Source organism: Streptomyces sp. NPDC052107 (assembly GCF_040680215.1).
In the GTDB taxonomy this organism is placed as follows: domain Bacteria; phylum Actinomycetota; class Actinomycetes; order Streptomycetales; family Streptomycetaceae; genus Streptomyces.
The window spans coordinates 45,490-66,460 of sequence record NZ_JBFAWG010000020.1 but is presented as its reverse complement, the minus strand read 5'-3'; the positions used below and the strand labels follow the sequence as shown (position 1 = coordinate 66,460).

The 20,971-nt window shown below is 71.8% G+C and carries 20 protein-coding genes; 11 read left to right on the top strand and 9 right to left on the bottom strand.

The annotated features are described in order from the left end of the window. Nucleotides 1-15: 15 nt before the first annotated feature. Complete coding sequence (gene tgmB / locus AB0M27_RS22840; protein ID WP_365723703.1) at nucleotides 16-999, top strand: ATP-grasp ribosomal peptide maturase; 984 nt, start codon at nucleotides 16-18, stop codon at nucleotides 997-999. A gap of 35 nt (nucleotides 1,000-1,034) precedes the next feature. Next, complete coding sequence (locus AB0M27_RS22835) at nucleotides 1,035-1,937, top strand: Gfo/Idh/MocA family oxidoreductase (protein ID WP_365723702.1); 903 nt, start codon at nucleotides 1,035-1,037, stop codon at nucleotides 1,935-1,937. Nucleotides 1,938-2,076: 139 nt separating this feature from the next. On the opposite strand, the gene AB0M27_RS22830 is transcribed toward AB0M27_RS22835, so the two are convergent. Both AB0M27_RS22830 and AB0M27_RS22825 read right to left on the bottom strand, forming a co-directional pair. Next, on the bottom strand, nucleotides 2,077-2,922 hold the full coding sequence (locus tag AB0M27_RS22830) for a lipocalin-like domain-containing protein (RefSeq protein ID WP_365723701.1): 846 nt from the start codon (nucleotides 2,920-2,922) through the stop codon (nucleotides 2,077-2,079). Between the two features lie 76 nt (nucleotides 2,923-2,998). Beyond that, the gene (locus tag AB0M27_RS22825; protein WP_365723700.1) at nucleotides 2,999-3,907 is read right to left on the bottom strand and encodes a GNAT family N-acetyltransferase; all 909 of its coding nucleotides are present in this window, start codon (nucleotides 3,905-3,907) and stop codon (nucleotides 2,999-3,001) included. Between the two features lie 393 nt (nucleotides 3,908-4,300). Between AB0M27_RS22825 and AB0M27_RS22820 the strand changes: the two genes are divergently transcribed. Next, nucleotides 4,301-5,317 carry a PP2C family protein-serine/threonine phosphatase gene (locus AB0M27_RS22820; protein ID WP_365723755.1) on the top strand — a complete coding sequence of 339 codons (1,017 nt, stop codon included), beginning with the start codon at nucleotides 4,301-4,303 and terminating at the stop codon, nucleotides 5,315-5,317. Nucleotides 5,318-5,329: 12 nt separating this feature from the next. On the opposite strand, the gene AB0M27_RS22815 is transcribed toward AB0M27_RS22820, so the two are convergent. Further along, entirely contained in the window at nucleotides 5,330-5,770 is a 441-nt protein-coding gene (locus tag AB0M27_RS22815; RefSeq protein ID WP_365723699.1) for an Lrp/AsnC family transcriptional regulator, read from the bottom strand. A gap of 33 nt (nucleotides 5,771-5,803) precedes the next feature. Then, nucleotides 5,804-7,153, bottom strand: a complete 1,350-nt coding sequence (locus AB0M27_RS22810; protein ID WP_365723698.1) for a transaminase — start codon at nucleotides 7,151-7,153, stop codon at nucleotides 5,804-5,806. 296 nt (nucleotides 7,154-7,449) lie between these two features. Between AB0M27_RS22810 and AB0M27_RS22805 the strand changes: the two genes are divergently transcribed. Then, nucleotides 7,450-7,917: a hypothetical protein gene (locus tag AB0M27_RS22805; protein ID WP_365723697.1), complete on the top strand. Its 468-nt coding sequence runs from the start codon at nucleotides 7,450-7,452 to the stop codon at nucleotides 7,915-7,917. A 4-nt stretch (nucleotides 7,918-7,921) separates the two neighbouring features. On the opposite strand, the gene AB0M27_RS22800 is transcribed toward AB0M27_RS22805, so the two are convergent. Further along, nucleotides 7,922-8,149 (bottom strand): hypothetical protein, encoded by a 228-nt coding sequence (locus AB0M27_RS22800; protein ID WP_365723696.1) that lies wholly within the window; start codon nucleotides 8,147-8,149, stop codon nucleotides 7,922-7,924. Nucleotides 8,150-8,388: 239 nt separating this feature from the next. Between AB0M27_RS22800 and AB0M27_RS22795 the strand changes: the two genes are divergently transcribed. Next, nucleotides 8,389-9,639, top strand: a complete 1,251-nt coding sequence (locus AB0M27_RS22795) for a serine hydrolase domain-containing protein (protein ID WP_365723695.1) — start codon at nucleotides 8,389-8,391, stop codon at nucleotides 9,637-9,639. Between the two features lie 184 nt (nucleotides 9,640-9,823). Here AB0M27_RS22795 and AB0M27_RS22790 read toward each other — a convergent pair whose 3' ends face one another. After that, a complete protein-coding gene (locus tag AB0M27_RS22790; RefSeq protein WP_365723694.1) occupies nucleotides 9,824-11,380 on the bottom strand; it encodes a helix-turn-helix domain-containing protein in 1,557 nt (518 codons plus the stop codon). A 126-nt stretch (nucleotides 11,381-11,506) separates the two neighbouring features. Beyond that, nucleotides 11,507-11,662 carry a hypothetical protein gene (locus AB0M27_RS22785; protein ID WP_365723693.1) on the bottom strand — a complete coding sequence of 52 codons (156 nt, stop codon included), beginning with the start codon at nucleotides 11,660-11,662 and terminating at the stop codon, nucleotides 11,507-11,509. 94 nt (nucleotides 11,663-11,756) lie between these two features. Here AB0M27_RS22785 and AB0M27_RS22780 point away from each other — a divergent pair, with 94 nt between their 5' ends. The 3 genes from AB0M27_RS22780 to AB0M27_RS22770 all read left to right on the top strand — a co-directional run bounded on the left by AB0M27_RS22780 (nucleotide 11,757) and on the right by AB0M27_RS22770 (nucleotide 14,602). Beyond that, on the top strand, nucleotides 11,757-12,377 hold the full coding sequence (locus AB0M27_RS22780) for an L-threonylcarbamoyladenylate synthase (protein WP_365334728.1): 621 nt from the start codon (nucleotides 11,757-11,759) through the stop codon (nucleotides 12,375-12,377). Nucleotides 12,378-12,494: 117 nt separating this feature from the next. Beyond that, nucleotides 12,495-13,250: a dienelactone hydrolase family protein gene (locus AB0M27_RS22775; protein ID WP_365723692.1), complete on the top strand. Its 756-nt coding sequence runs from the start codon at nucleotides 12,495-12,497 to the stop codon at nucleotides 13,248-13,250. A 152-nt stretch (nucleotides 13,251-13,402) separates the two neighbouring features. Next, on the top strand, nucleotides 13,403-14,602 hold the full coding sequence (locus tag AB0M27_RS22770; RefSeq protein WP_365723691.1) for a glycoside hydrolase family 64 protein: 1,200 nt from the start codon (nucleotides 13,403-13,405) through the stop codon (nucleotides 14,600-14,602). Nucleotides 14,603-14,651: 49 nt separating this feature from the next. Here AB0M27_RS22770 and AB0M27_RS22765 read toward each other — a convergent pair whose 3' ends face one another. Together AB0M27_RS22765 and AB0M27_RS22760 are read right to left on the bottom strand one after the other, a co-directional pair. Next, on the bottom strand, nucleotides 14,652-17,051 hold the full coding sequence (locus tag AB0M27_RS22765; RefSeq protein ID WP_365723690.1) for a M4 family metallopeptidase: 2,400 nt from the start codon (nucleotides 17,049-17,051) through the stop codon (nucleotides 14,652-14,654). 256 nt (nucleotides 17,052-17,307) lie between these two features. After that, complete coding sequence (locus tag AB0M27_RS22760; protein WP_365723689.1) at nucleotides 17,308-18,813, bottom strand: prolyl oligopeptidase family serine peptidase; 1,506 nt, start codon at nucleotides 18,811-18,813, stop codon at nucleotides 17,308-17,310. 43 nt (nucleotides 18,814-18,856) lie between these two features. On the opposite strand from AB0M27_RS22760, the gene AB0M27_RS22755 reads away from it, so the two are divergent. The 3 genes from AB0M27_RS22755 to AB0M27_RS22745 all read left to right on the top strand — a co-directional run bounded on the left by AB0M27_RS22755 (nucleotide 18,857) and on the right by AB0M27_RS22745 (nucleotide 20,771). Then, nucleotides 18,857-19,468, top strand: a complete 612-nt coding sequence (locus AB0M27_RS22755; RefSeq protein WP_365723688.1) for a hypothetical protein — start codon at nucleotides 18,857-18,859, stop codon at nucleotides 19,466-19,468. Nucleotides 19,469-19,615: 147 nt separating this feature from the next. Then, a complete protein-coding gene (locus tag AB0M27_RS22750; protein ID WP_365723687.1) occupies nucleotides 19,616-19,972 on the top strand; it encodes a hypothetical protein in 357 nt (118 codons plus the stop codon). A gap of 58 nt (nucleotides 19,973-20,030) precedes the next feature. Continuing rightward, the gene (locus AB0M27_RS22745) at nucleotides 20,031-20,771 is read left to right on the top strand and encodes an SDR family oxidoreductase (RefSeq protein ID WP_365723686.1); all 741 of its coding nucleotides are present in this window, start codon (nucleotides 20,031-20,033) and stop codon (nucleotides 20,769-20,771) included. Nucleotides 20,772-20,971: the final 200 nt, after the last annotated feature.

Below are 20,971 nucleotides of genomic sequence, written 5' to 3'. Positions count from 1 at the left end.
CGCGGGCCTTGGAAGATGACCGTGCTCATCCTGACCAGTGAAGAGGACGTGACGGCGGACATGGTGGTCCTCCGGCTGGGCGAGGCCGGTGTGCCCGTCGTCCGGCTCGACCCCGCCGATCTGACCAACGGGGTGGCGCTGTCGGGCGAGTACGTGCGGGGCGCCTGCCGTGGACATCTGTCCGTCGGCGGGCGCCTGGTGAGCATGGGCGGCCTGCGCTCCGTCTGGGTGCGCAGGCCGGGCGACGCCGCCGCCCGCGCCGCCCAGCCGTCCGCCTGGCTGACGGAGGAGTCGTCGCAGGCGCTGTACGGCATTCTGCGCACGATCGACGCGCGCTGGATGAACCATCCGGACGCGGCCCGCCGCGCCCGCCACAAGCCCTGGCAACTGCATCTCGCCCAGAGCAGCGGCCTCGCCGTGCCGGCCACGCTGATCACCACGTTCCCGCAGGCGGCCCGCGAGTTCGCGGAGCGGTTCCCGGATCTGGTGGTCAAGCCGGTGTCCGGCGCGCATCCACAGGAGCCGCCGCGTGCGGTGCCGACCAGCAGGGTCGCACCGGACACCGATTTCTCGGCGGTGGCCTTCGGTCCGACGCTGCTGCAGCGACGGATCGCCAAACGGGCCGACATCCGGCTCACCGTCGTCGGCGACACGCTGCTGGCCGCGCGCAAGCCCGCCGACCCGGACGCCCACCCCGACGACGTGGACGTCCGCTTCGCCCCGTCGGTCTCCCCCTGGCTCCCGGCGGACGTGCCCCCGCGCGTCGCCGAGGGCGTACGGCGGTACATGAGGGGCGCGGAACTGGCCTACGGCGCATTCGACTTCGCCGAGGACGCCGACGGGATCTGGTGGTTCCTGGAGTGCAACCAGTCGGGTCAGTTCGGTTTCGTCGAGATGGACACAGGTCAGCCCATCGCCGCCACCATCGCCAAGTGGCTCGCCGCGGACGGGGATCCGGACGACAGGTGTGCGGAGGGCGACCGGAGCGCAGGCTCTTGAAGGTGCGGGGATCGGCTCGGAGAAAGGAACGCCACATGCGTATCGGACTGCTGGGGACGGGCCCGTGGGCCCAGGCGGCGTACGCCCCCGCCCTCGCCGGGCACCCCGGTGTGGAGTTCGCCGGGGTGTGGGGCCGCCGGCCGGAGGCCGCCACGGCGCTGGCCGCGCAGTACGACGTCCCCGCGTACGACGACGTGGACGCGCTGCTCGCCGGCGTGGACGCCGTCGCCGTGGCCCTGCCACCGTCCGTGCAGGCCGAGTTGGCGGTGCGTGCGGCCCGGGCGGGCCGTCATCTGCTGCTGGACAAGCCGCTCGCGGTGTCGGCGGCCGAGGGGCGGGCCGTGGTGGCCGCGGTCGAGCGGGCCGGGGTGGCCTCGGTGGTCTTCTTCACCGCGCGCTTCCAGAAGGAGCCGGACGCCTGGATCGAGGAACAGGCGGCCGTGGCAGGCTGGTTCACGGCCCGCGCGCAGTGGCTGGGGGCCGTGTTCACCTCCGACAGCCCGTTCGCGGCCTCGCCGTGGCGGCGGGAGAAGGGCGCGCTGTGGGACGTCGGTCCGCACGCCCTGTCGGTACTGCTGCCGGTCCTCGGCGACGTACGGCAGGTCATGGCGGCGGCGCACGGTCCGGCGGACACCGTGCATCTGGTCCTCGACCATGCCACCGGCGCGTCGAGCAGCCTCACGCTGAGCCTGACGGCGCCGCCGGCGGCGGCCGGAGCCGATGTCGAACTGCGCGGCGAGGCGGGCGTGACGCTGATGCCGGGGAGTTCCGAAGGAGCGGTCCCCGCGCTCTCCCGGGCCACCGACGCCCTGCTCACGGCCGTGCGCACGGGCCGTCCCCATGCCTGCGACGCCGCGTTCGGCCTCCGCGTCACCGAGATCCTGGCGACAGCGCAGGCCCGCCTGACGGACGGCAGGGACCTGGGCCCGGCCGACTGACCGGTGACCGGCGACCGGGGCCGGCGGACACGCGCCGCCGGCCGTCGATGCCGGCGCTCGGGGTGAGCCGGACCGCTCCGGCTCACCCCGAGCCCAGAACCCCAGAGCCCCCGAACGGGGAACCCCGAACCCCAGCACCTCAGTAGCCGATGACGTCCGTGAAACCGTGCCCGGCGATGTCCTCTCCCGCGAACGTGCCGGTCACCCGGCATGCACCCGTGTAGGCGCCTTGCGTGGCGAAGAGCCCGCGATGGGTGATGTCGAGGGACGCGTCAAGGCTCGGAACGGTCAGCACCCACTGCCCGTCCCGGCCGGTTCGCCTTGCCTGGGTGATCAGGTGTGAGCCGTCGGGCTTGAGCTCGGTGAGCCAGGAGGTGCCGTCTCCCGCCGCGTCCCAGACGCTCAGATACCGGCCCGCGCCGAGGTCGAGCCCGAGCCAGGTGAACCGCGGTACCTCGGTGGCCCCGGAAACCCACTGGCGGTCGAACCAGGTGCGTCCGCCGACCTGGTGCGTGGTTCCCTCCACGGTGATGGTTCCCGACGTGGTCAGGCCGGGCAGCGCGTACTGCCCCGTCGTCCCGCCGAAGAAGGGGAACACACCGGCGCCGCCGTTGTAGAGCACGGGACCCTCGCGCCGAAGGCTGAGCCGAATCGAGGCGGTGTCGGTGACACCGGACATCTCCAGCTCGTCCAGGTCCCCGCTCAGGCTCAGGACCGACGTCTTCACGTCGAGTGAGTCCGCGGAAACCGTCACGCAGTCCTTGGTCTCGATCGCGTGCTTGTCGGCGGTGTGGCCGTCCGGTTCCCGGAGCAGCGCGACCGTGCTGAGACAGGCGCCGTTCATCTCCATCGCGTGGATCTTCACCCAGAAGACCTTCTCGCGGTCGTGCAGCCTGGCGCTGAGCCACCAGGAGTCCGCGTCGACGGCGGCGTTCGCGGCGAGTCCGTCGGCGGCGTCTATGAGTGTGGGTCGTAACGTGGTCATCCAATCTCCTGTCACCGGGCGGCCGTTGACGGCCGGACTCCTGTTGCCCTGCCGATCACCACCCACGCCCAGCATGTCACCCGGCACTGACAACGCCATCGGCCCAGAAGTTGATGCGCTCCCGTACGACGGGATAGCCCGCCTTGGTGAAGTGTGCGGCCATGGGGAAGTTGGTCCGGTCGGTGGCGGCGGCGATGAAGTCGGCGCCCTGGGCTGCCAGGAAGTGGGTGCACTCGGTGAGCAGGTCGTAGGCGTAACCGTGGCCACGTTGTTCCGGCACGACGCCGATGAAGCCGACGCAGGGTCCGGAGGGATTGCGCGCGGGGATGTGGATGCCGACCGGCTCGCCCTCGGGGGTGTGGGCGACCTGCCACCAGGCGCGCGGGGACGGAAACCAGTGGAAGACGTCCAGTTCCTGCTGTGCGGCCAGGTCCGGCCCGCCCTGTGCAGCGGCCCGGCGGGCGTGGGCGTCGAGGGTGACCGAGTGGATGCGGCGCAGCAGGTCGTAGAACACGGCGTCGTCCGGCTCGGCGGCGAAGGCGAGGCGGCCGGGGCGCTCCGGCAGGCCCCGGCCCGGGGTCCAGCGGTACAGGAAGCGCTCCACCAGCGGTGCGTAGCCGGCCGCGCGTGCGGCGGCGGCCCGGAGGTCGACGGCGGCGCGCAGTTCCGGGTCGTCGCGCCAGCCGGAGGGCAGGTCGAGTTCCAGTTCGTCGGTGTGCCAGGGCGCCGTCCGCAGGAGTTCGGCTCCGGCCTCCTCCTCGCCCTCGGCCACGTCGAACCAGTTGATCACGAGCGGTTCGGGGTCATCGGCCCGGCCCCACCAGGCGGCCCGGGCCACGGTGCGGCCGTCGCGTACGGCGATGCGCTGCCAGTCGGGGCGGTAGCGGGTGTTCCAGTGCTTGTCACGGAAGGCCAGCGGGTCGGGCATGGTGTCGAAAAGGTGCGCGGTGCTCGCGTCGAGCGCGCGGATGACCAGGGTGGTCATGGATTCCTCCGGGAGGCGTGCCGCACTGCGGCTGCGGGGACGCGCTCCCGGTCAGGCGTGGCACACCCGGGTGACGGGGAGGTGGGAGCGCGGGATGACAGTGGCCATGACGCTCGCCTCCTTCCGTCCGTCTCGGGCGTGCCGACTGAGGCTATCCGGGCCGCGCACGGGCCGTCCATCGCTTTTCGCCGACGGCGCCCGGGACGTCCGCCGCCCCTGGTGCTCTCCCGTCGGCGTGGACCTGCGCGGACCGGGCATCCCCGGCGGGAGGCCCGGGCGCGGAGGGCGGCGTAGCTTGGGGATGTGGCATCGGTGCGCGACGGGTCGTCGCATCGGGAGTTTGAAATTCGCGGCTGGTTGCGGGGCGCGCCACCGCCGTGGTGGGTACGGACGCTGCCCGTGCTGCTGCTCGCGGGCGTCACCGCGGCCACGGTGATCACTCCCGCCGCGCGGGACGCCGGTTTCGTGCTGGGCGCGATTCCACCGCTGGCCGTCCTGTCGTACGGCCCGCTGGCCACCGCATTCCTCGGCGCCGGGGTGGTCGCGGTGCTGAACGTCCCGGCCACCCATCTCAACCGCCCCGGCAACACCGATCTGCTCACGATCGTGTTCGTGGCCGTCCTGAGTGTGTTCGTGTCCTATGTGCGCAGCCGCCGGGACGCCCAGCTGGACACGGAGCGGGCCATCGGCGAGGCCGTGCAGCGAGCCGTGATGCCGCTGCTGCCGGAGCGGGTCGGGAACGTGGGCTGCGCGGGCTTCTACCGGGCCGCGCAGGACGGGACGCTGGTGGGCGGGGACTTCTTCGACGTACGGGACGGGCCGTACGGCGTGCGCGCGGTGATGGGGGACGTGCAGGGGCACGGCCTGTCGGCGGTCTCGACGGTGGTGTCGTTGCTGGGCGCGTTCCGCGAGGCGGTGCTGGACGAGCCGGACCTGGAGTCGGTCGCCGCACGGATGGACCGCAGGCTGGCGGTGGATTCGGCGGCCGTGCGGCATCCGGAGCTGTTCGCCACGGCGGTGCTGCTGGAGTTCTCCCCCGACGGGCGGGCCGTGCGCGTGGTGACCTGCGGTCATCCGGCGCCCGTGCTGCTGCACGAGGAGGACGCCCTGGAGCTGACGGTCGTGCCGGGACCGCCGCTGGGGATCGGGCTGGTCGGCATCGGCCCGCCGAAGGAGGTCACCGTGACGCTCGGGCCGCGCGACCGGCTCTTCCTGGCCTCCGACGGGGTCTGGGAGGCTCGGGACGCCGACGACGCCTTCTATCCGCTGCCCGCGCGGCTCGCCGCCCTGAACGGCACGGCGTCCGCCGAGCTGCCCGGGGCTGTGTGGACGGAGCTGGTGCGGCAGGACTACGAGGTCCGGGACGACGTCACCATGCTGGTGCTGGCGCCCGCGCCCCCGGCCGCCTGACCGCCCCGCCCGTCAGCCCACGTCCCACAGGAAGCGGTGGGTGTGGATGCCGAAGTACGGAAAGGACTGGACCTCGCGGACACCTTCCAGGGGTCGTACCACGTCGTTGACGAAGTCCAGCAGGGCCTTCGGGCCTGGGGCGACCACCTCGGCGAACAGATCGAATCCGCCCGAGGTCAGCACCGAGTAGACGACCTCCTGGCGTTCGGCGAGGGCGTCGGCGACGGCGCGGGGGTCGCCGTCGACGCCGATCCCGAGCAGGGCCATGGTCTGTCCGCCCATGGCCATCGGGTCGGTGACCCCGACCACCTGGACGGCCTTGGAGTCCAGCAGGCGTTGCAGCCGCTGCCGCGCCGCCGAGGCGGACAGGCCGACCTTTGGGCCGAGGTCGGCGTAGGCGATACGGCCGTCGGTCTGCAGCTCGCGCAGAATGGCCCGGTCGATCTCGTCCACGCGTGTCCTTCCGTGCGGGTATGGCCGCAGCTCTCAGTCCGCCAGTTCGGCGAGGGCGGCGGCGAAGATTTGGGTGTGGATGTCGACGTCCTGCTCGGTGGTGTCCGGGCACATGAGCGCCATGTTGTGGAACGGGGTGAGCAGGATGCCCCGGTTGGCGAGGTAGAGGTGCAGGAAGTCCTCCAGCTCCGGGTCGGAGACGGCCGCGGACTCGGTGCCGGTGCGCGGCGCCGGGCTGGTGAAACAGTACTCGGTGCGGGCGCCGAGCCGGCTCACGGACCACGGCAGCCGATGCGCCTCGATGCCCGCCCGGACACCCGCCTCGAAGCGCTCGGAGAGCTTGGCCATCCGGGCGAACGCCTCGTCGGTGAGGACGTGTTCGAGGGTGGCCCGCGTCGCGGCGACCGACAGCGCGTTGCCGGCGAGGGTGCCGCCGACGCCGCCCATGTCGACGAGGTCCAGGTCGGCGCGGGACAGCAGCCGCTCGGCGAGTTCGGCGGACAGCCCGTAGGCACCGGCCGGGATGCCGCCGCCGATGGCCTTGCCGATGGTCAGCAGGTCCGGTTCCAGGTCCCATGCGGCGGTGCAGCCGCCGGGTCCGGCGGAGAAGGTGTGGGTCTCGTCGTTGATGAGCAGGCTGCCGTAGCGCCTGGTCAGCTCGCGGACTCCGGCGAGGTAGCCCGGTTCGGGCAGGACGATGCCGATGTTGGTGAGGGCGGGTTCCATCAGGACGGCGGCGACGTCACCGTGGGCCAGTTCGCGCTCCAGGCCGGCGAGGTCGTTGAACTCGGCCACCCGGCTGGTCAGGGTCACGTCGCAGGGGGCGCCGACGTTGCCGGGGCGGGCGGTGCCCGCGCCGTCCGGGCCGACGACGATCAGGGACTCGTCGACGCTGCCGTGGTAGCAGTAGCTGTTCACGAGGATCTTCGGGCGCCCGGTGACGGCCCGGGCGAGCCGGATCGCCCAGCGGTTGGCGTCGGTCGCGGTGAGCGAGAAGCTCCAGCGCGCCAGGCCGAACCGGCGGGTCAGCTCGGCGCCGACCCACTCCGCGTCCTCCGTCGGCAGCATCGCCGTGGCCCCGCCCTGCTCGGCGAACCGCATCCGCACGGCGTCCGTGACCGGGGCGGGCGAGTGGCCGGCCATCGCACCGGTGTCGCCGAGGCAGAAGTCGATGTACTCGTGCCCGTCCACATCGGTGACCCGGGCGCCGCGCGCACCGGCCAGATAGCGGGGAAAGGCACCGGCCGTCTTGTTCATCCAGGTCATCGGCACCCGGCCGAAGAGGTGGTCGGCCCCCGCATAGGCCGCGCGGGAGCGCGGGTTGCGGCGCTCGGCCTCGGCGCTCTCGCGGGCCAGGAGGGCGTGCAGACGCGTGCGGTCCATGGAGTACCTCACTGAAGACGGTGACGGATGCGATGACTCTACGATCGAAACAGCAATCAATTCAACCTTTGACGCGTGAATCAATTGCCTGGGCGATCGAATCGAGCGCACCATCCGGAGTGCGACGGGCGACGCATCCCCCTCCCCCAACTGACGAACCCACAGCCGGAGTTCGAGCGTTCCGGCTCAAACGCCAGGGTTCGCCACCCCTTCCGACAGGTAGAAATATCTACGAGCATGCATCTGCCGAGGGCAGGCGGCCGGCGGCAGGCGGACGAGGACACCCGGAGCAGTGCATGCCGAACACGATGTGGAAGCGGGGCGTGGAGTGGCTGGCGGCGGCGTCGGCGGACCCGCGCTCCTGCAAGTGGGAGTGGGATCACGGCCAGGGCATCTCGCTGCTGGAGGCGGGACGCTTCTGGGACGTGCTGAGCGTCCCCGAGCGGCTGGGCCTGGTCACGCTCGACCTGCTGTGGCGGCCCGGGATGCCCGTGCCGGGGCCGACGCTGGTCGACACGGCGGCGGGCCGGGTCGGGTTCTTCCTGCCGCCGGACCCCTCGGGGGGCTGGGTGGGAGCCGGTCTGCGCTACGCGACCAAGGGGGCTTGGGTCGCCGTACCGCCGCCGTACCGGCCCGCGCGATTCCTGGAGTGGCTCGTACCCCCGGACGGCTCCGGCGCGCTCCATCTGCCCGGCGCCCTGGAGGAGTCGCTGCGGCGGGCCAACGGCACCCTCGCCGTCCTCGCACCGCTGTGCGGGCAGTGACGGTTCAGGCGCGCTCGGCCGCGGGCCGCCCACCCGAGCCGGCCCCGGGGCGGGCGGCCGACAGCGCGTCGGGGTCCGCGGGCACGGCGCGTCCCTGTGCCCGCCACTCGGCGACGAGGCGGGCGTAGATCGGCTCCCGGGCCCGATCCACCTGCGCCGACCGGCGCATCCGGTCCAGCCGTTCGATCCGGTCCAGCCAATCCAAGCGGTTCGCCGGGTCCAAGCGGTTCATGCCGGGGCAACGCCCGTGGGCCGTCACCGGTACGCCCCGCGCCGCAGGGTCACCGGGTCGGGTGAGGCCATCCCCGGAACGTGGCCTTCCACTCGTCGGACAAGCATCCCGCCGTCAGGCAGCGGCCCGGGCGGCCGCCCGACGGGCGCGGCAGCCGGTGCGCTCCTATCCTGGGACGGTCAGGGCTCCGACGTCCCGCCCAGCGCACGCTCACCACTCACGTGCTTGGAGTCAGCCCCATGTCGCATACGTCCGCACGCCTGCTGAGGGGGGCCGCGGTCGCCGTCGCGGTGGGCACGCTGATGACACCCTGCGCCGCCGGCCCGGTCCTGGCGTCACCGGCCTCCGTGCCGGCCACCCTTGCCGCCGGCTCGCCCGGCCCGACTCCCTCGGGACCGGCCGTCCGTGACCTGTCCCCCGGCGTGGCACGCCAACTGGACGCCGCCGTGCGCAAGGTGATGCACGAGGCGACCATACCCGGCGTGACCGTCGGCATCTGGACGCCGGGACAGCCGAGTTACGTCCGCTCGTTCGGGGTCGCCGACAAGGGCACCGGCCGGAAGATGACGCCGGACCTGTACATGCGCATCGGCAGCGAGACCAAGACGTTCACCGTGACCGCGCTGCTGCAGCTGGTGGACCAGAAGAAGGTCGGCCTGGACGACCCGATCGGCAAGTACATCGGCGGCGTGCCCGACGAGAACAGGATCACGCTGCGTCAGCTCGCCGACATGCGCAGCGGACTGTACAACTACTCCAAGGATCCCGGCTTCGACAAGGCGCTCACCTCGAACCCGCAACGGTCCTTCACTCCCCAGCAGTTGCTCGCCTACTCCTTCAGGCATCCGGTGCTGTTCCAGCCGGGGCAGAAGTTCTCCTACAGCAACACGAACCTCATCCTGCTCGGACTGGTGGTGGAGAAGGAGAGCGGGCAGCGCCTCGGTGACTACATCAAGCAGCACATCCTCGATCCGGCCGGCATGACGCACACGCTCTTCCCGACCGGCAATGAGTTCCCCACCCCGCACGCGCAGGGCTACACCGTGCAGACGGCCAACGGCAAGGAAGCGGACGCGGCCGACTGGAATCCGTCCTGGGGCTGGGCGGCCGGCGCGATGATCTCGAACCTCCGGGATCTGCGCACCTGGGCACCCACGGTCGCCACGGGCCGGTTCCCGGACGGGACGTGGATGATCAGTGCCGCCGCCCAGAAGCAGCGGCTGATCACCCCGGAAACCGGCTCGATACGGGGCGCCGGATACGGTCTGGGCATCTTCGACGTGCAGGGATGGATCGGCCACAACGGCTCCTTGCCGGGCTACGAGACGGTGGCCGTCTACCTGCCGGCGACACGGACGACGCTCGTCGCACTGCTGAACACCGACACCGACTACCGGTCCCAGGAGCCCAGCACCGTCCTGGCCGAAGCGATCACGAAGATCATCTCTCCGGCACACGTCTACAACCTGCCGGTCACGCGCACCCGATGAGGCCGCACGGGCCGTCGGTCGTCGCGCGCCGCCGGCCGGAGATCCCGGTCCGGCCGGGTACCCGAGCCGGAACGCGGGGCCGCGACCGGACCCCCGTTCCGGTCGTGCCCCGCGGACTGCCGAAGCTACGTGCGCTGCCGGGCCCGGGGTAGTGCACCGGTGTCAGGCAGAGTCCCCACGGCACTCACCGCTGCACAGACGAGTCCGGTTGGTCCGGGTTCGCCGCGCCACGGCCGGGTACACCGAGGTCGGGCACGGGCAGCTCGCCGGTGATGAGGTGGGCGAGGACGACCTCGTACAGGTCGGTGCCGCCGGCCGTCAGCCGGCGTTCCAGGACGGGTTCGGCGGCCCGGACGTGTTCGCGCACCGTCTGGGCGTGTACGCCGAGGACCTGGGCGGCGCGTTCGGCGTGCGCGTCGGCGGCGGTCCAGGCGCGCAGGGTGCCGCGCAGATCCCGGCCGTCCTCGTCGAGGCGGCCGAGCAGACCCTCCGCCCAGGACCGCAGCGCACTCGTCCCGAGCAGTTCGGTGAGCCGGGTCCCCACCGGCGGATCGGATGCCCCGCCGGAGAGGTCGTACGGGCCGTGTGCGGCCTCGGTGTTGAGGGCGGCGTGGGCGAGGGCTCGCACGGGCAGCCGGGTGAGGTCGGCGCCGAGCCGCGCGGCGACCCGGTCCATCCGGGCCCGGACCGTGTTGCGGCTGACACCGAGCACCTTGGCCGCGTTCACGGCGGTGAACTCCAGGCCGAGCCGGGTGGTGGCGAGCAGTTCGGCGCGCACATGGTGCGGCAGCGTGTCCAGCGGGCGCAGCAGGACGGCGGCCCAGGCCCGCAGCGCGGCGGGGTCCATGAGCTGTGCGGGGCGGGCGCGGGCGGCGTAGACGGCGTACCGGTCGGGCCGGAAGCGGGCCACGGCGAGGGCGGTGACGGCCTGGCCGTAGGCGGTGGCGGTCAGGGCGAGGCGCTGCCGGGGGCTGCCGCCGAGGAAGGTGCCGGGCCGGCAGGCGACGAGGGATCTCAGCCGCTCCTCCACCTCGGCGGTCGGTCCGACGACGATGACGTGTTCGTCCACCGCGGGGCAGCGCACGACGAGTGCCCGGCCGTCGGTGGCGTCCACGCACGCGTCGGCGAGCCGGTCGCGTTCCACGGCGGTGTCCTCGAGGACGTAGACACGGGCGGTGTCCCGTTCCAGCAGGCCCGGCCACAGCCCGGCGGCGACCCGGCGGGCGGAGACGGTGTCCTCCACCATGAGCAGTTGCAGGATCGCCAGCCGCAGATCGGCCGTGGCCCGCCGCAGCCGCCGCCCGGACTCGGCCGACTCCCGTTCCCTGAGCAGGAGTTCCAGTACGCCGGCGGTGTGGCCGAGGATCTCGGTGGTGCGCCGGTCGAAGGGCTCCGGGCGGGCCACCGCGAGGACGGCTCGCTTCGCCGGGCCGGGCCCCGGATGCCGTATCCCGACCAGCCGCACATGCCGTGCCCCGTCGTCGAGGGACGCGGCGGAGACCCGGCCGGTGGCGACGCCGGCGACGACGGCGGAGTCGAGCGGCAGCCGCTCACCGGCGAGCAGGCCCCCGCGGTCGTCCTGGAGGCACACCGCCGCGTTCACGGTCCGGGCGAGCCAGTCGGCGAGCCGGCGAAGATCACGTCCGGCGGGCCGCAGCTGGTCCAGCAACTCCTGGGCCCAGGCGCTGTCTCGGCCGTACGGCTGTTGGAACGGCGGGCCCCCGTCCGGTCGGCCGGCCACGTGCCCCTCTCCTCGCCTCCGTGTTGACCTGGGCTTACGCATCAGCACGTTACCCGAACACGCCGTGCTCCCGCACACGGGCATGGCTCCGCCGGCTGGCCCGGGGGTGGGCCGCCGGCGGAGATGTCACGTCCAGGGCCGGGGGGAGGCCCCGGACGGCTTGGGGTGCGGGTAGTCGCGGGCGACCCGCCGGTGCGGGGCACGGTGCGGCATGGGCAGGGCGTCGGCGAGCGCCGAGGCGACGCTGCCGACGTCGCGCCGGGGAGCGCCGGATCCGGGCATGACAGCGGGAACAGGTATGAAGCCATACCTATGCCGAAGTCCCCACGGGCCTGCGATGCACGCCCACCGCCCGCTGACGGCATAAGCTCGGTGAATGGCGAAGTACTTCGACGTGCACCCCGAGAACCCGCAGCCGCGCAGCATCGCCCAGATCGCCGACGCGGTGCGCTCGGAAGCACTCATCGCATACCCGACCGACTCCTGTTACGCGCTGGGCTGCCGGCTGGGCAGCCGGGACGGCATGGACCGGATCCGTTCCATCCGCCAACTGGACGACCGGCACCACTTCACCCTGATGTGCCGGGACTTCGCGCAGCTCGGCCAGTTCGTACTGGTGGACAAGGACGTGTTCCGGGCCGTGAAGGCGTCGACGCCGGGCAGCTACACCTTCATCCTGCCGGCCACCCGCGAGGTGCCGCGCAAGCTGCTGCACCCGAAGAAGAAGACCGTGGGCGTACGCATCCCCGACCATGTGGTCACCCAGGCGCTGCTGGCGGAGCTGGGCGAGCCGCTGCTGTCCAGCACGCTGCTGCTGCCGGACGAGGAGGAGCCGCTGACGCAGGGCTGGGAGATCAAGGACCGGCTCGACCACGTGGTGGACGCGGTGGTCGACTCCGGCGACTGCGGTACCGAGCCGACGACGGTCGTGGACTTCTCCAGCGGTGAGGCGGAGATCGTGCGGCGGGGCGCCGGGGACACCAGCCGTTTCGAGTGAGCGCGGGGCACTCCCGGTGCGGGGATACGGATCTTGCATGACAGCATGGGCCGTAGCCGTGGCGTCGAGGGGCCATCCCCGCCCGACGCCCATGTCCCCCAGGGAGGCCTGCCCACCATGACCGATGTCCAGGCAACCGATCTCGACATCACGACCGAGGACGGCGTCGCCGACGCCTACCTCGCCCATCCCGCCGACGGCCGCCCGCGTCCGGGCGTGCTGTTCTACCAGGACGCCTACGGCCTGCGGCCGCACCTGAGGTCGATGGCCGACCGGCTGGCCGTCGCCGGCTACACCGTGCTGGTGCCGAACGTCTTCTACCGCCTCGGCCGCACCCCGGTCGTCGAGCTGCCAGAGTTCATCGACCCGGCCGCCGATCCGACCCTCTGGGAGCGACTCGGCCCGGTCGTGTCCTCGCTGACCCCGGACCTGATCAAGCGGGACGCGGGCGCCTATCTGCGATGGCTGGCCGACAGCCCACTGGTCAACGACGGGCCGGTCGCGGTGACCGGTTACTGCATGGGCGCCCGTCTGACCCTGCGGACGGCGGCCGCGTACCCGGACCGGGTCGCGGCGGCGGCCGGCTTCCACGGCGGCGGCCTGGCCACCGACGAGCCGGCCAGCCCGCACCTGGGCGCTCCGGACATCACCGCGGAGCTGTACTTCGGACACGCCGACAACGACCGGTCGCTGCCCCCGGAGCAGATCGAGCGCTTCGAGAAGGCCCTGACCGAAGCCGGGGTCCGGCACACCTGCGAGGTCTACCCCGGCGCCCGGCACGGCTACACGCAGGCGGACACGAACGCGTACGACCACAAGGCCGACGAGCGGCACTGGGCGGCCCTGCTCGACCTGCTCGACCGCACGTTCTGACGCCGGCCCACGGCGCCCGCCACACGGCGGGCGCCGTGGGCCGGTCCGCTCATTGCATTGACATGCACGCGTCTCGGTACGAGTCTGAGAGCGCTCTCAAACAGGTACGGACCAATATCCGTACGACCCCGACCCCACACGGAGGCAAGAGAGTGCCGCATCAACTCACCCGCCCCGCGCTGCCCCTGGCCGCCGCCGCGGCCCTGGTCGGCGGAGTGCTCGTCCTCGGTGCCCCGGACCACGCCGGCGCCGCCGTACCGGACACCATCCCGCTGAAGATCACCAACAACTCGGGCCGCTCCGAACCCGTCTACGTCTACGACCTCGGCACCCAGCTGTCCTCCGGGCAGCAGGGCTGGGCCGACGCGAACGGGGGCTTCCATGCCTGGCCGGCGGGCGGCAACCCGCCGGCGCCCGCCCCGGACGCGGCGATCGCCGGCCCGGCCCCCGGACAGTCGAAGACCATCCGGATACCGAAGTTCTCCGGCCGGATCTACTTCTCCTACGGCCAGAGGCTCGACTTCCGGCTGACCACCGGCGGCCTGGTGCAGCCGGCCGTGCAGAACCCCTCCGACCCCAACCGGAACATCCTGTTCAACTGGTCCGAGTACACCCTCAACGACTCGGGACTGTGGCTGAACAGCACCCAGGTGGACATGTTCTCGGCGCCGTACGCGGTCGGCGTGCAGCGCTCCGACGGCAGCGTGAGCAGCACCGGGCACCTGAAGTCCGGTGGGTACAACGGCTTCTTCGACACGCTGCGCAGCCGGTCGGGCGGCTGGGCCGGACTGATCCAGACCCGCTCCGACGGTACGGTGCTGCGCGCCCTGTCGCCCCTGTACGGGGTGGAGACCGGCGCGCTGCCGGCGAGCGTCATGGACGACTACGTCAACCGGGTCTGGCAGAAGTACACGACGTCGACGCTGACCGTCACGCCGTTCGCCGACCAGCCGGGCACCAAGTACTACGGCCGGGTGTCGGGGAACGTCATGAACTTCACGAACGCCTCGGGCGCGGTCGTCACCGGCTTCCAGAAGCCGGACGCGGACAGTGTCTTCGGCTGCCACAAGCTGCTCGACGCACCCAACGACAATGTGCGGGGCCCCATCTCCCGTACGCTGTGCGCCGGCTTCAACCGCTCGACCCTGCTGGTCAACCCGAACCAGCCGGACACCTCCGCGGCCGCCTTCTACCAGGACCCGGTGACCAACCAGTACGCGCGTGCGGTCCATGCGCAGATGGCCGACGGAAAGGCCTACGCGTTCGCCTTCGACGACGTCGGCAACCAGGAGTCGCTGGTCCACGACGGCAGCCCGCAGCAGGCGTATCTGACGCTGGATCCGCTGAGCTGACATGCCACGGCCCCGCACCGCTCGGTGCGGGGCCGCGTCGGGTGAACACTCAGCCGGTCGTCAGGGCGGTGTCGTCCACGACGAAGCTGGTCTGCAGCGAGGAGTCCTCCACGCCGTTGAACTTCAAGGTGACCGTCTGGCCCGCCAGCGAGGACAGGTCGAAGGTCTTCTGGCTGTAGCCGGAGGCCTTGTTGAGGTTCGAGTAGGTCGCGAGGGTATTCGAACCCGCGGTCACCGTCAGCTTGTCGTACTGGGTGCTGGTGGTGGTCTCCGCGGTGTCGATGTGCAAGTAGAAGGTCAGGGTCGCCTTGCAGCCCGCGGGGATCGACACCGACTGCGACAGCGTGTCGGTGTGGGTGGTGCCGTAGCCGTCGAGCCAGGCCTTGTACGAGCCGCCGTGGGCCGCCTCACCGGTGTCGTTGGTGATGACGCCGCTGGTGGCGGTCCAGCCGGTGCTTCCGGACTCGAAGCCGGGGTTGCTCAGCAGCTGGGTCGAGGTGCAGCCGCCACCACTGGTGCTGACCGTCCAGGTGAAGGTCGCGGTGCCGGTGGCACCGGTGGAGTCGGTCACCGTCACCGTGGTGTTGTAGGTGCCCGCCGTGGTGGGCGTGCCGGTGATCAGGCCGGTGGAGCTGTTGATCGACAGGCCCGCGGGCAGACCGGAGGCACTGTAGGTCAGGGCGCCGCTGTTGGTGCTGCTCGCCTGGACCTGGAGGCTGACAGCGGTACCGACGGTGGAGTTCTGGTTGCCCGGGTTGGTGACCGTCACCCCGTTGCCCGGCGGGGTGACATGGCTGCCGACGTTGATGCCGGCGAAGGCGTTGGCGACTCCGGCGTACTGGGCGGAGTTGGCCCCGTACAGCGCGGTGGCCGCGTTCAGGGCGGCGGTGCGGGCGCCCGCATAGTTGGTGCTCGACGTCATGTACGTCGTCAGCGCCTTGTACCAGATCTGCAGCGCGGCGGCCCGGCCGATGCCGGTGACGGCGACGCCGTCCGACGTCGGGCTGTTGTAGGTCACGCCGTTGATGACCTTGGTACCGCTGCCCTCGGACAGCAGGTAGAACATGTGGTTCGCCGGGCCGGAGGAGTAGTGCACGTCGAGGTTGCCGACGCCGGAGTACCAGCTGTCCGCCGAGCCGCCGTCCTTGCTCGGCTTGTCCATGTAGCGCAGCGGGGTGCCGTTGCCGTTGATGTCGATCTTCTCGCCGATGAGGTAGTCACCGACGTCGGAGCTGTTGTTGGCGTAGAACTCCACGCCGGTGCCGAAGATGTCGCTGGTGGCCTCGTTCAGGCCGCCGGACTCACCGGTGTAGTCCAGGCCGGCGGTGTTGGAGGTGACGCCGTGGCTCATCTCGTGGCCGGCCACGTCCAGCGAGGTCAGCGGGTCGTTGTTGGCGGAGCCGTCGCCGTAGGTCATGCAGAAGCAGCTGTCGTCCCAGAAGGCGTTGACGTAGTTGCTGCTGTAGTGGACGCGGCTGTAGGCCGCGACGCCGTCGTTGCGGATGCCGCTGCGGCCGAAGGTGTTCTTGTAGAAGTCCCAGGTCTCCTGCGCGCCGTAGTGGGCGTCGGCGCCCGCGGTGGCGGCGTTGGAGTTGGTGCCGTCGCCCCAGGTGTCGTTGCTCTGCGAGAACAGGGTCCCGGTGCCCGAGGTGCCGTGGTTCAGGTTGTACGTCTTGTGGCCGCCGCGCGTCCCGTCGTTCAGGGTGTACGTCGAACCCGACTGGGTCGTGGTCAGCGTGACCTGCCCGCTGTACCGGGTGTTGCCGACGCCGGTCTCGATCGCCTGGTACCGGTGCAGCTCCTTGCCGGTGGTGGCGTCGGTGATGACGTGCAGCTTGCTGGGCGTGCCGTCGTCCTGGAACCCGCCGATCACCGTCTCCCAGGCGAGCTTCGGGGTGCCGGTTCCGGCCCAGATCACCTTACGGGCGCTGTCGGTGGTGGGCTTCTTGGCCAGGGACTTGGCGGCCTTCAGCGCCTTGGACTCGGCGGCCGACTTGGTGAGGGTCGCGGTGGTGGAGGCGACCTTGATCCTGTGCTTGTTGTTGTAGGTGGTGCTCACGGTGCCCGCGGCCAGGGAGGCGGGCGGGGTGTGCACGACGAGGTCGCCACCGAGGACGGGCAGGCCGGCATACGTGCGCTCGTACCGGGTGTGCAGGGTGCCGTCGTTGTCCTTGACGACGTCCTTGACGACCAGCTTCTCCTTCGCACCGAGCCCCAGGGTGCGGGCGGTCGCGGCGGTCTGCTGCTGGGCGCTCTTGATCAGTGCCTGGTGCTGGGCCGGGCTGAGCTTGGCCTCCAGGCCGCCGGTGCGCAGCGGGCTGGGGTGGGGAGCGGCAGGCTTGGCGATGGCCGGAGTGGCCTGCATGCCGAGGGTGAGCAAGGCCGCGGTGGAGACCAGGGCGGCTCCGACCGTGGCACGCTTGTGGGGAAGGCGTCTGTGGGGTCTCACTCGTACTCCTCCTGCTGCGGCCGCCGGGTCGCGACCGGTGACAGACGGGCAGACAGGTCTGCTGCCCGGGTGAGCTGAGCTGTGCGGGACCGTGATCCGTGAACACACCGGGGATGTGCAGTGCGTGGAGGAAGGATTCCAGCCTTGTCCCGCGCATGTCAGTCACCTGGAGGTCATTCGAGGGTTTTCCCTATGCCGGTGGGTGCGGGTGCGCCGGCCGCGGCAGCTCACGCGCGGTCGTACGGCGTTGTTCCGCCTACCGGGCGTCCGGTGAGTGGAGAGGTCCGGGATCCGGTGGAGCCGCTGCCAAGTGGCGTTGCAGGAAACGCGCCTGGTGCCGCAGCAGGTCGTGCGTGACGTCGGTGCCGAGAGGCTGGTGCCCCGCGCCGGGCAGGAGCAGCACCTCGTGCGGCCGGCCCGCGGCGAGCAGGGCGTCGGACAGCCGGAGGGTGTGGGCGGGCGGAACCTTGGGGTCCGCGAGTCCGTGGACGAGCAGCAGGGGACGGGTGAGCCGGGGCGCCTCGCGGAGCAGGGAGTTGGCCTCGTACCGCTCGGGGTAGGCCTCCGGGTGACCGAGGAACCGCTCGCGCCAGTGGGCGTCGTAGAGTCGCTGGTCGGTCACGCCCGCGCCGGCCACGGCGGCGCGGAAGACGTCCGGGCGGCGCAGCACGGCGAGCACGGCGAGCGAGCCGCTGAACGACCAGCCGCGGATGCCGACCCTGCGCAGGTCGAGCACGGGGTGCGCGCGGGCGGCCGCCCGCAGCGCGCTCACCTGGTCGTCGAGCGCGGGCCCGAACAGATCGCCGTACGCCTCGCGTTCCCAGTCCGGCCCGCGCCCCGGGGTGCCCCGGCCGTCGGTCACGAGCACCGCGAAGCCCTGCTCGGCGAACCACTGCGACACCAGCGTCTTCCAGTCATGGGCCGCGGTGACCCGCTGACCGCCCGCGCCGCCGTAGGGGTCGAGCAGCACCGGAAGCGGGCCGTCTTCCGCCGGCCGGTGCCAGGAGGGCAGGTAGAGGGCGGCCCGCAACTCCCGCGGGCCGAGCCGCAACATGGTCCTGCGTACGCCGAGCACGGGCGGCTCCGCGTACGACGGGACGGCCACGGCCCTCCGCCCGGCACGCAGCACCTCGGCGACCGGGGTCGGGCCGGCGGTGTCGGCCCTGGTCCGGACGAGGGTGCCGCCGCGCAGCGCTCCCCCGTGCAGCCCCGGGCCGGCGCTGCGCCGGCGCGGTTCGGTCCCCGGCCGCCAGGACCACAGATCGACCTCGGTGGGTTCGTCGGACGCCGTGAACAGCACCTCGTCCCCGTCGACGCCGAGGACGGCACGCACCTGACGGCCCGGCGGCGTGACCGGTTCGCCGTCGGCCGTGAGGTGCCGGGTGCCCCGCAGGTCCGCGTGGGCGAGGGCGATGCCGGAGGCGGTGCGGGCCGGCAGGCCCGGCACCAATTCCACCCAGCGGGCGTCCCGTTGTTCGTGCAGGACCGTCGTACGGCCGTCCGCCGGGTCGATGCCGAGCAGCCGGACGGTGCGCTGGTCACGGGACTGCACCACGGCGAAGGGACCGTGCGCGTCCCAGCCGGCGCCGACGACGTACTCGAAGGCGTCGCGGTCCCAACGGACCGGCATGAGAGGGTCGTTGGGCTCGATCGGCGCCAACCAGAGGGTGACGTCGGGGCTCGGCGTGCCGGCGAAGGCGTGGTGATGGACCGTCGGCGGGCTGTCCGGCGCGGCCGGGTCGGTGCTGAACCAGCGCCGCACGCGCCGGAGACTTCCCATCCGCTCCGATGACGCGGAGCCCACCGTGGCAGAGGTAAGCGATACGACGGCCGGTGGGATCGGGGCGCGGATCGGTGGCGGGGCGTGCGGCCGGCAGCCGTCGGGGTTCGCCGCCGCGCATCGGCACGGTCCACAGCTCACCGCCCAGCGTGAAGACGACGACTCCGGTGACCTCGGCGGTGGCGTACCTCTCGATCCCGCGCGGCCTGCGCCCGGCACCGAGCAGCCGCACCGGATCGGCCAGCAACCGCTCCACACCGGAGTCGAGTTCGAGCCGCCAGAGGCAGGCAGCGGGGTCGTCCCCCGTACGACCCCGCAGATACAGCACGGTTCCGCCGTCCGCGGTCACGATGAACCGGCCGGGGACACCACGGGTGAAGCGGGCCGTGCGGACGAGTTGGGCGGGGAGGAGATCGGGGCGCACGTACGGGTCTCTTCCCTCACGATCGAGCTCGTACACATATTCGATTCTCAGCTTGGCTCGAGCGGCGGTCCAGAGATGGCGTCCTGGATCGGCTTCGGCGTGATCACGTCCGGGGCGCTATTCTTGGTCGTCGGGCTGATCCTTGCCGGGGTGCCGGTCTCGTTCCTGGCAAATGCGGACCGTGCCCGCGGCACGGTGGTGTCCCTGGAGTGACGGACCGACCATGACCACAGCGGCGTGTCTCCCAAGGCACATGTGAAAGACAAGCCCATGGCGTTCGAGAGCGTGGCACCATGTACGCCATGACGATCGACCGAAAGGCCTGTGCCGCGTAGACGGCCGGGACACGTCCGGAGCCAGATGCCCGACCGCCGGACACGAAGCGCGAGAACGGACATCGACGGCTTTCCGTCCCGCGTGCTGTTCGAGATCCGCCACCTCGAACGCACCCGCAACTATCTCCAGCCAGGAGACGTCGGCGCGGCCCTGCGTCTGTGGCAGGACTACGTCCACCGTCCCGAACGCGAGCTGTGGCGGGACTACGAGTGGGGCAACCCGTACTGGTACTGCTGCGAACCCAACGCCCTCGAAGCCCGCGCTCTCCTCGACACCGTGATGCGGGCCGTATCGCCCCGAAGTGCCCGCGAACTCCGGGGGATCGTCGGCCGGTTCGACGCTGTCTGGAACCGGCCGTCGCCGCCGTACGACCCGGGCTGAGACCGAAGGGAACTCCGGGGCACGGCTTCGGACGCGGAGCCGTGGCATGATCACGATCATGAGGATCGAGCGAGACGACCGGCGCGTCGCCCTGGTCACCGGATCGACGTCGGGTATCGGGGAAGCCGTCGCGCGGAGGCTGGCGGCCGACGGTATGCGGGTGGTCGTCCATTCCCGGCGCAGCACCGCGGCCGGGGAGGCGCTGGCCGGCGAGCTGGGCGGTGTGTATGTGCGGGCGGACCTGGGCGTCGAGGAGGAGGCCCGCGGGCTGGTGCAGGCGGCGCTCGACCGGTATGGCCGGCTGGACGTGCTGGTGAACAACGCCGGCATCAGTTGGCCGATCCCGCACGACGACCTGGCCGCGGCGACACCCGCGGACTGGCGACAGTTGCTGGAGGTCAACCTGATCGCGCCCTGGGTCCTGTGCACCGCGGCCCTTCCGGCCCTGCGCGAGTCCCCCGGGGGCGGCGGCATCGTGAACATCACGAGTCACGCCGGCGTGCGCCCCAAGGGCTCGTCCGTGCCGTACGCGGCGAGCAAGGCGGCGCTGAACCATGTCACCCGGCTGCTCGCGGCCGCGCTCGCGCCCGGCGTGCGGGTCAACGCGGTGGCGCCGGGGCTCGTGGACACGCCCATGACGAAGAACTGGACACAGGCGCACGAACTGTGGCGCGACCGCGCCCCCATGCGCCGCCCGGCCCTGCCCGCCGACGTGGCCGGCCTGGTGGCTTCCGTGATCGCCAGCGACTATCTCACCGGTGAAGTCATCCTGCTGGACGGCGGTTTGAACCTGACCTGACGACCGCCCGGCACCGGCCGGCGCACCGGCCCCCGGCCCCGCCCCCGCAACTCGACAAAGGCCCTCACCGCCCCTGGCCTCACGACGTGTCCGCCTCCCCGAGCAGCCAGTCCTGGCACGACGTCCGCTCGCGTCAGGACCTCGCTGCCTACCTGTGGTTCCTGGCCGGCGACTGCGAGGGCATGCACCGGATCATCCGC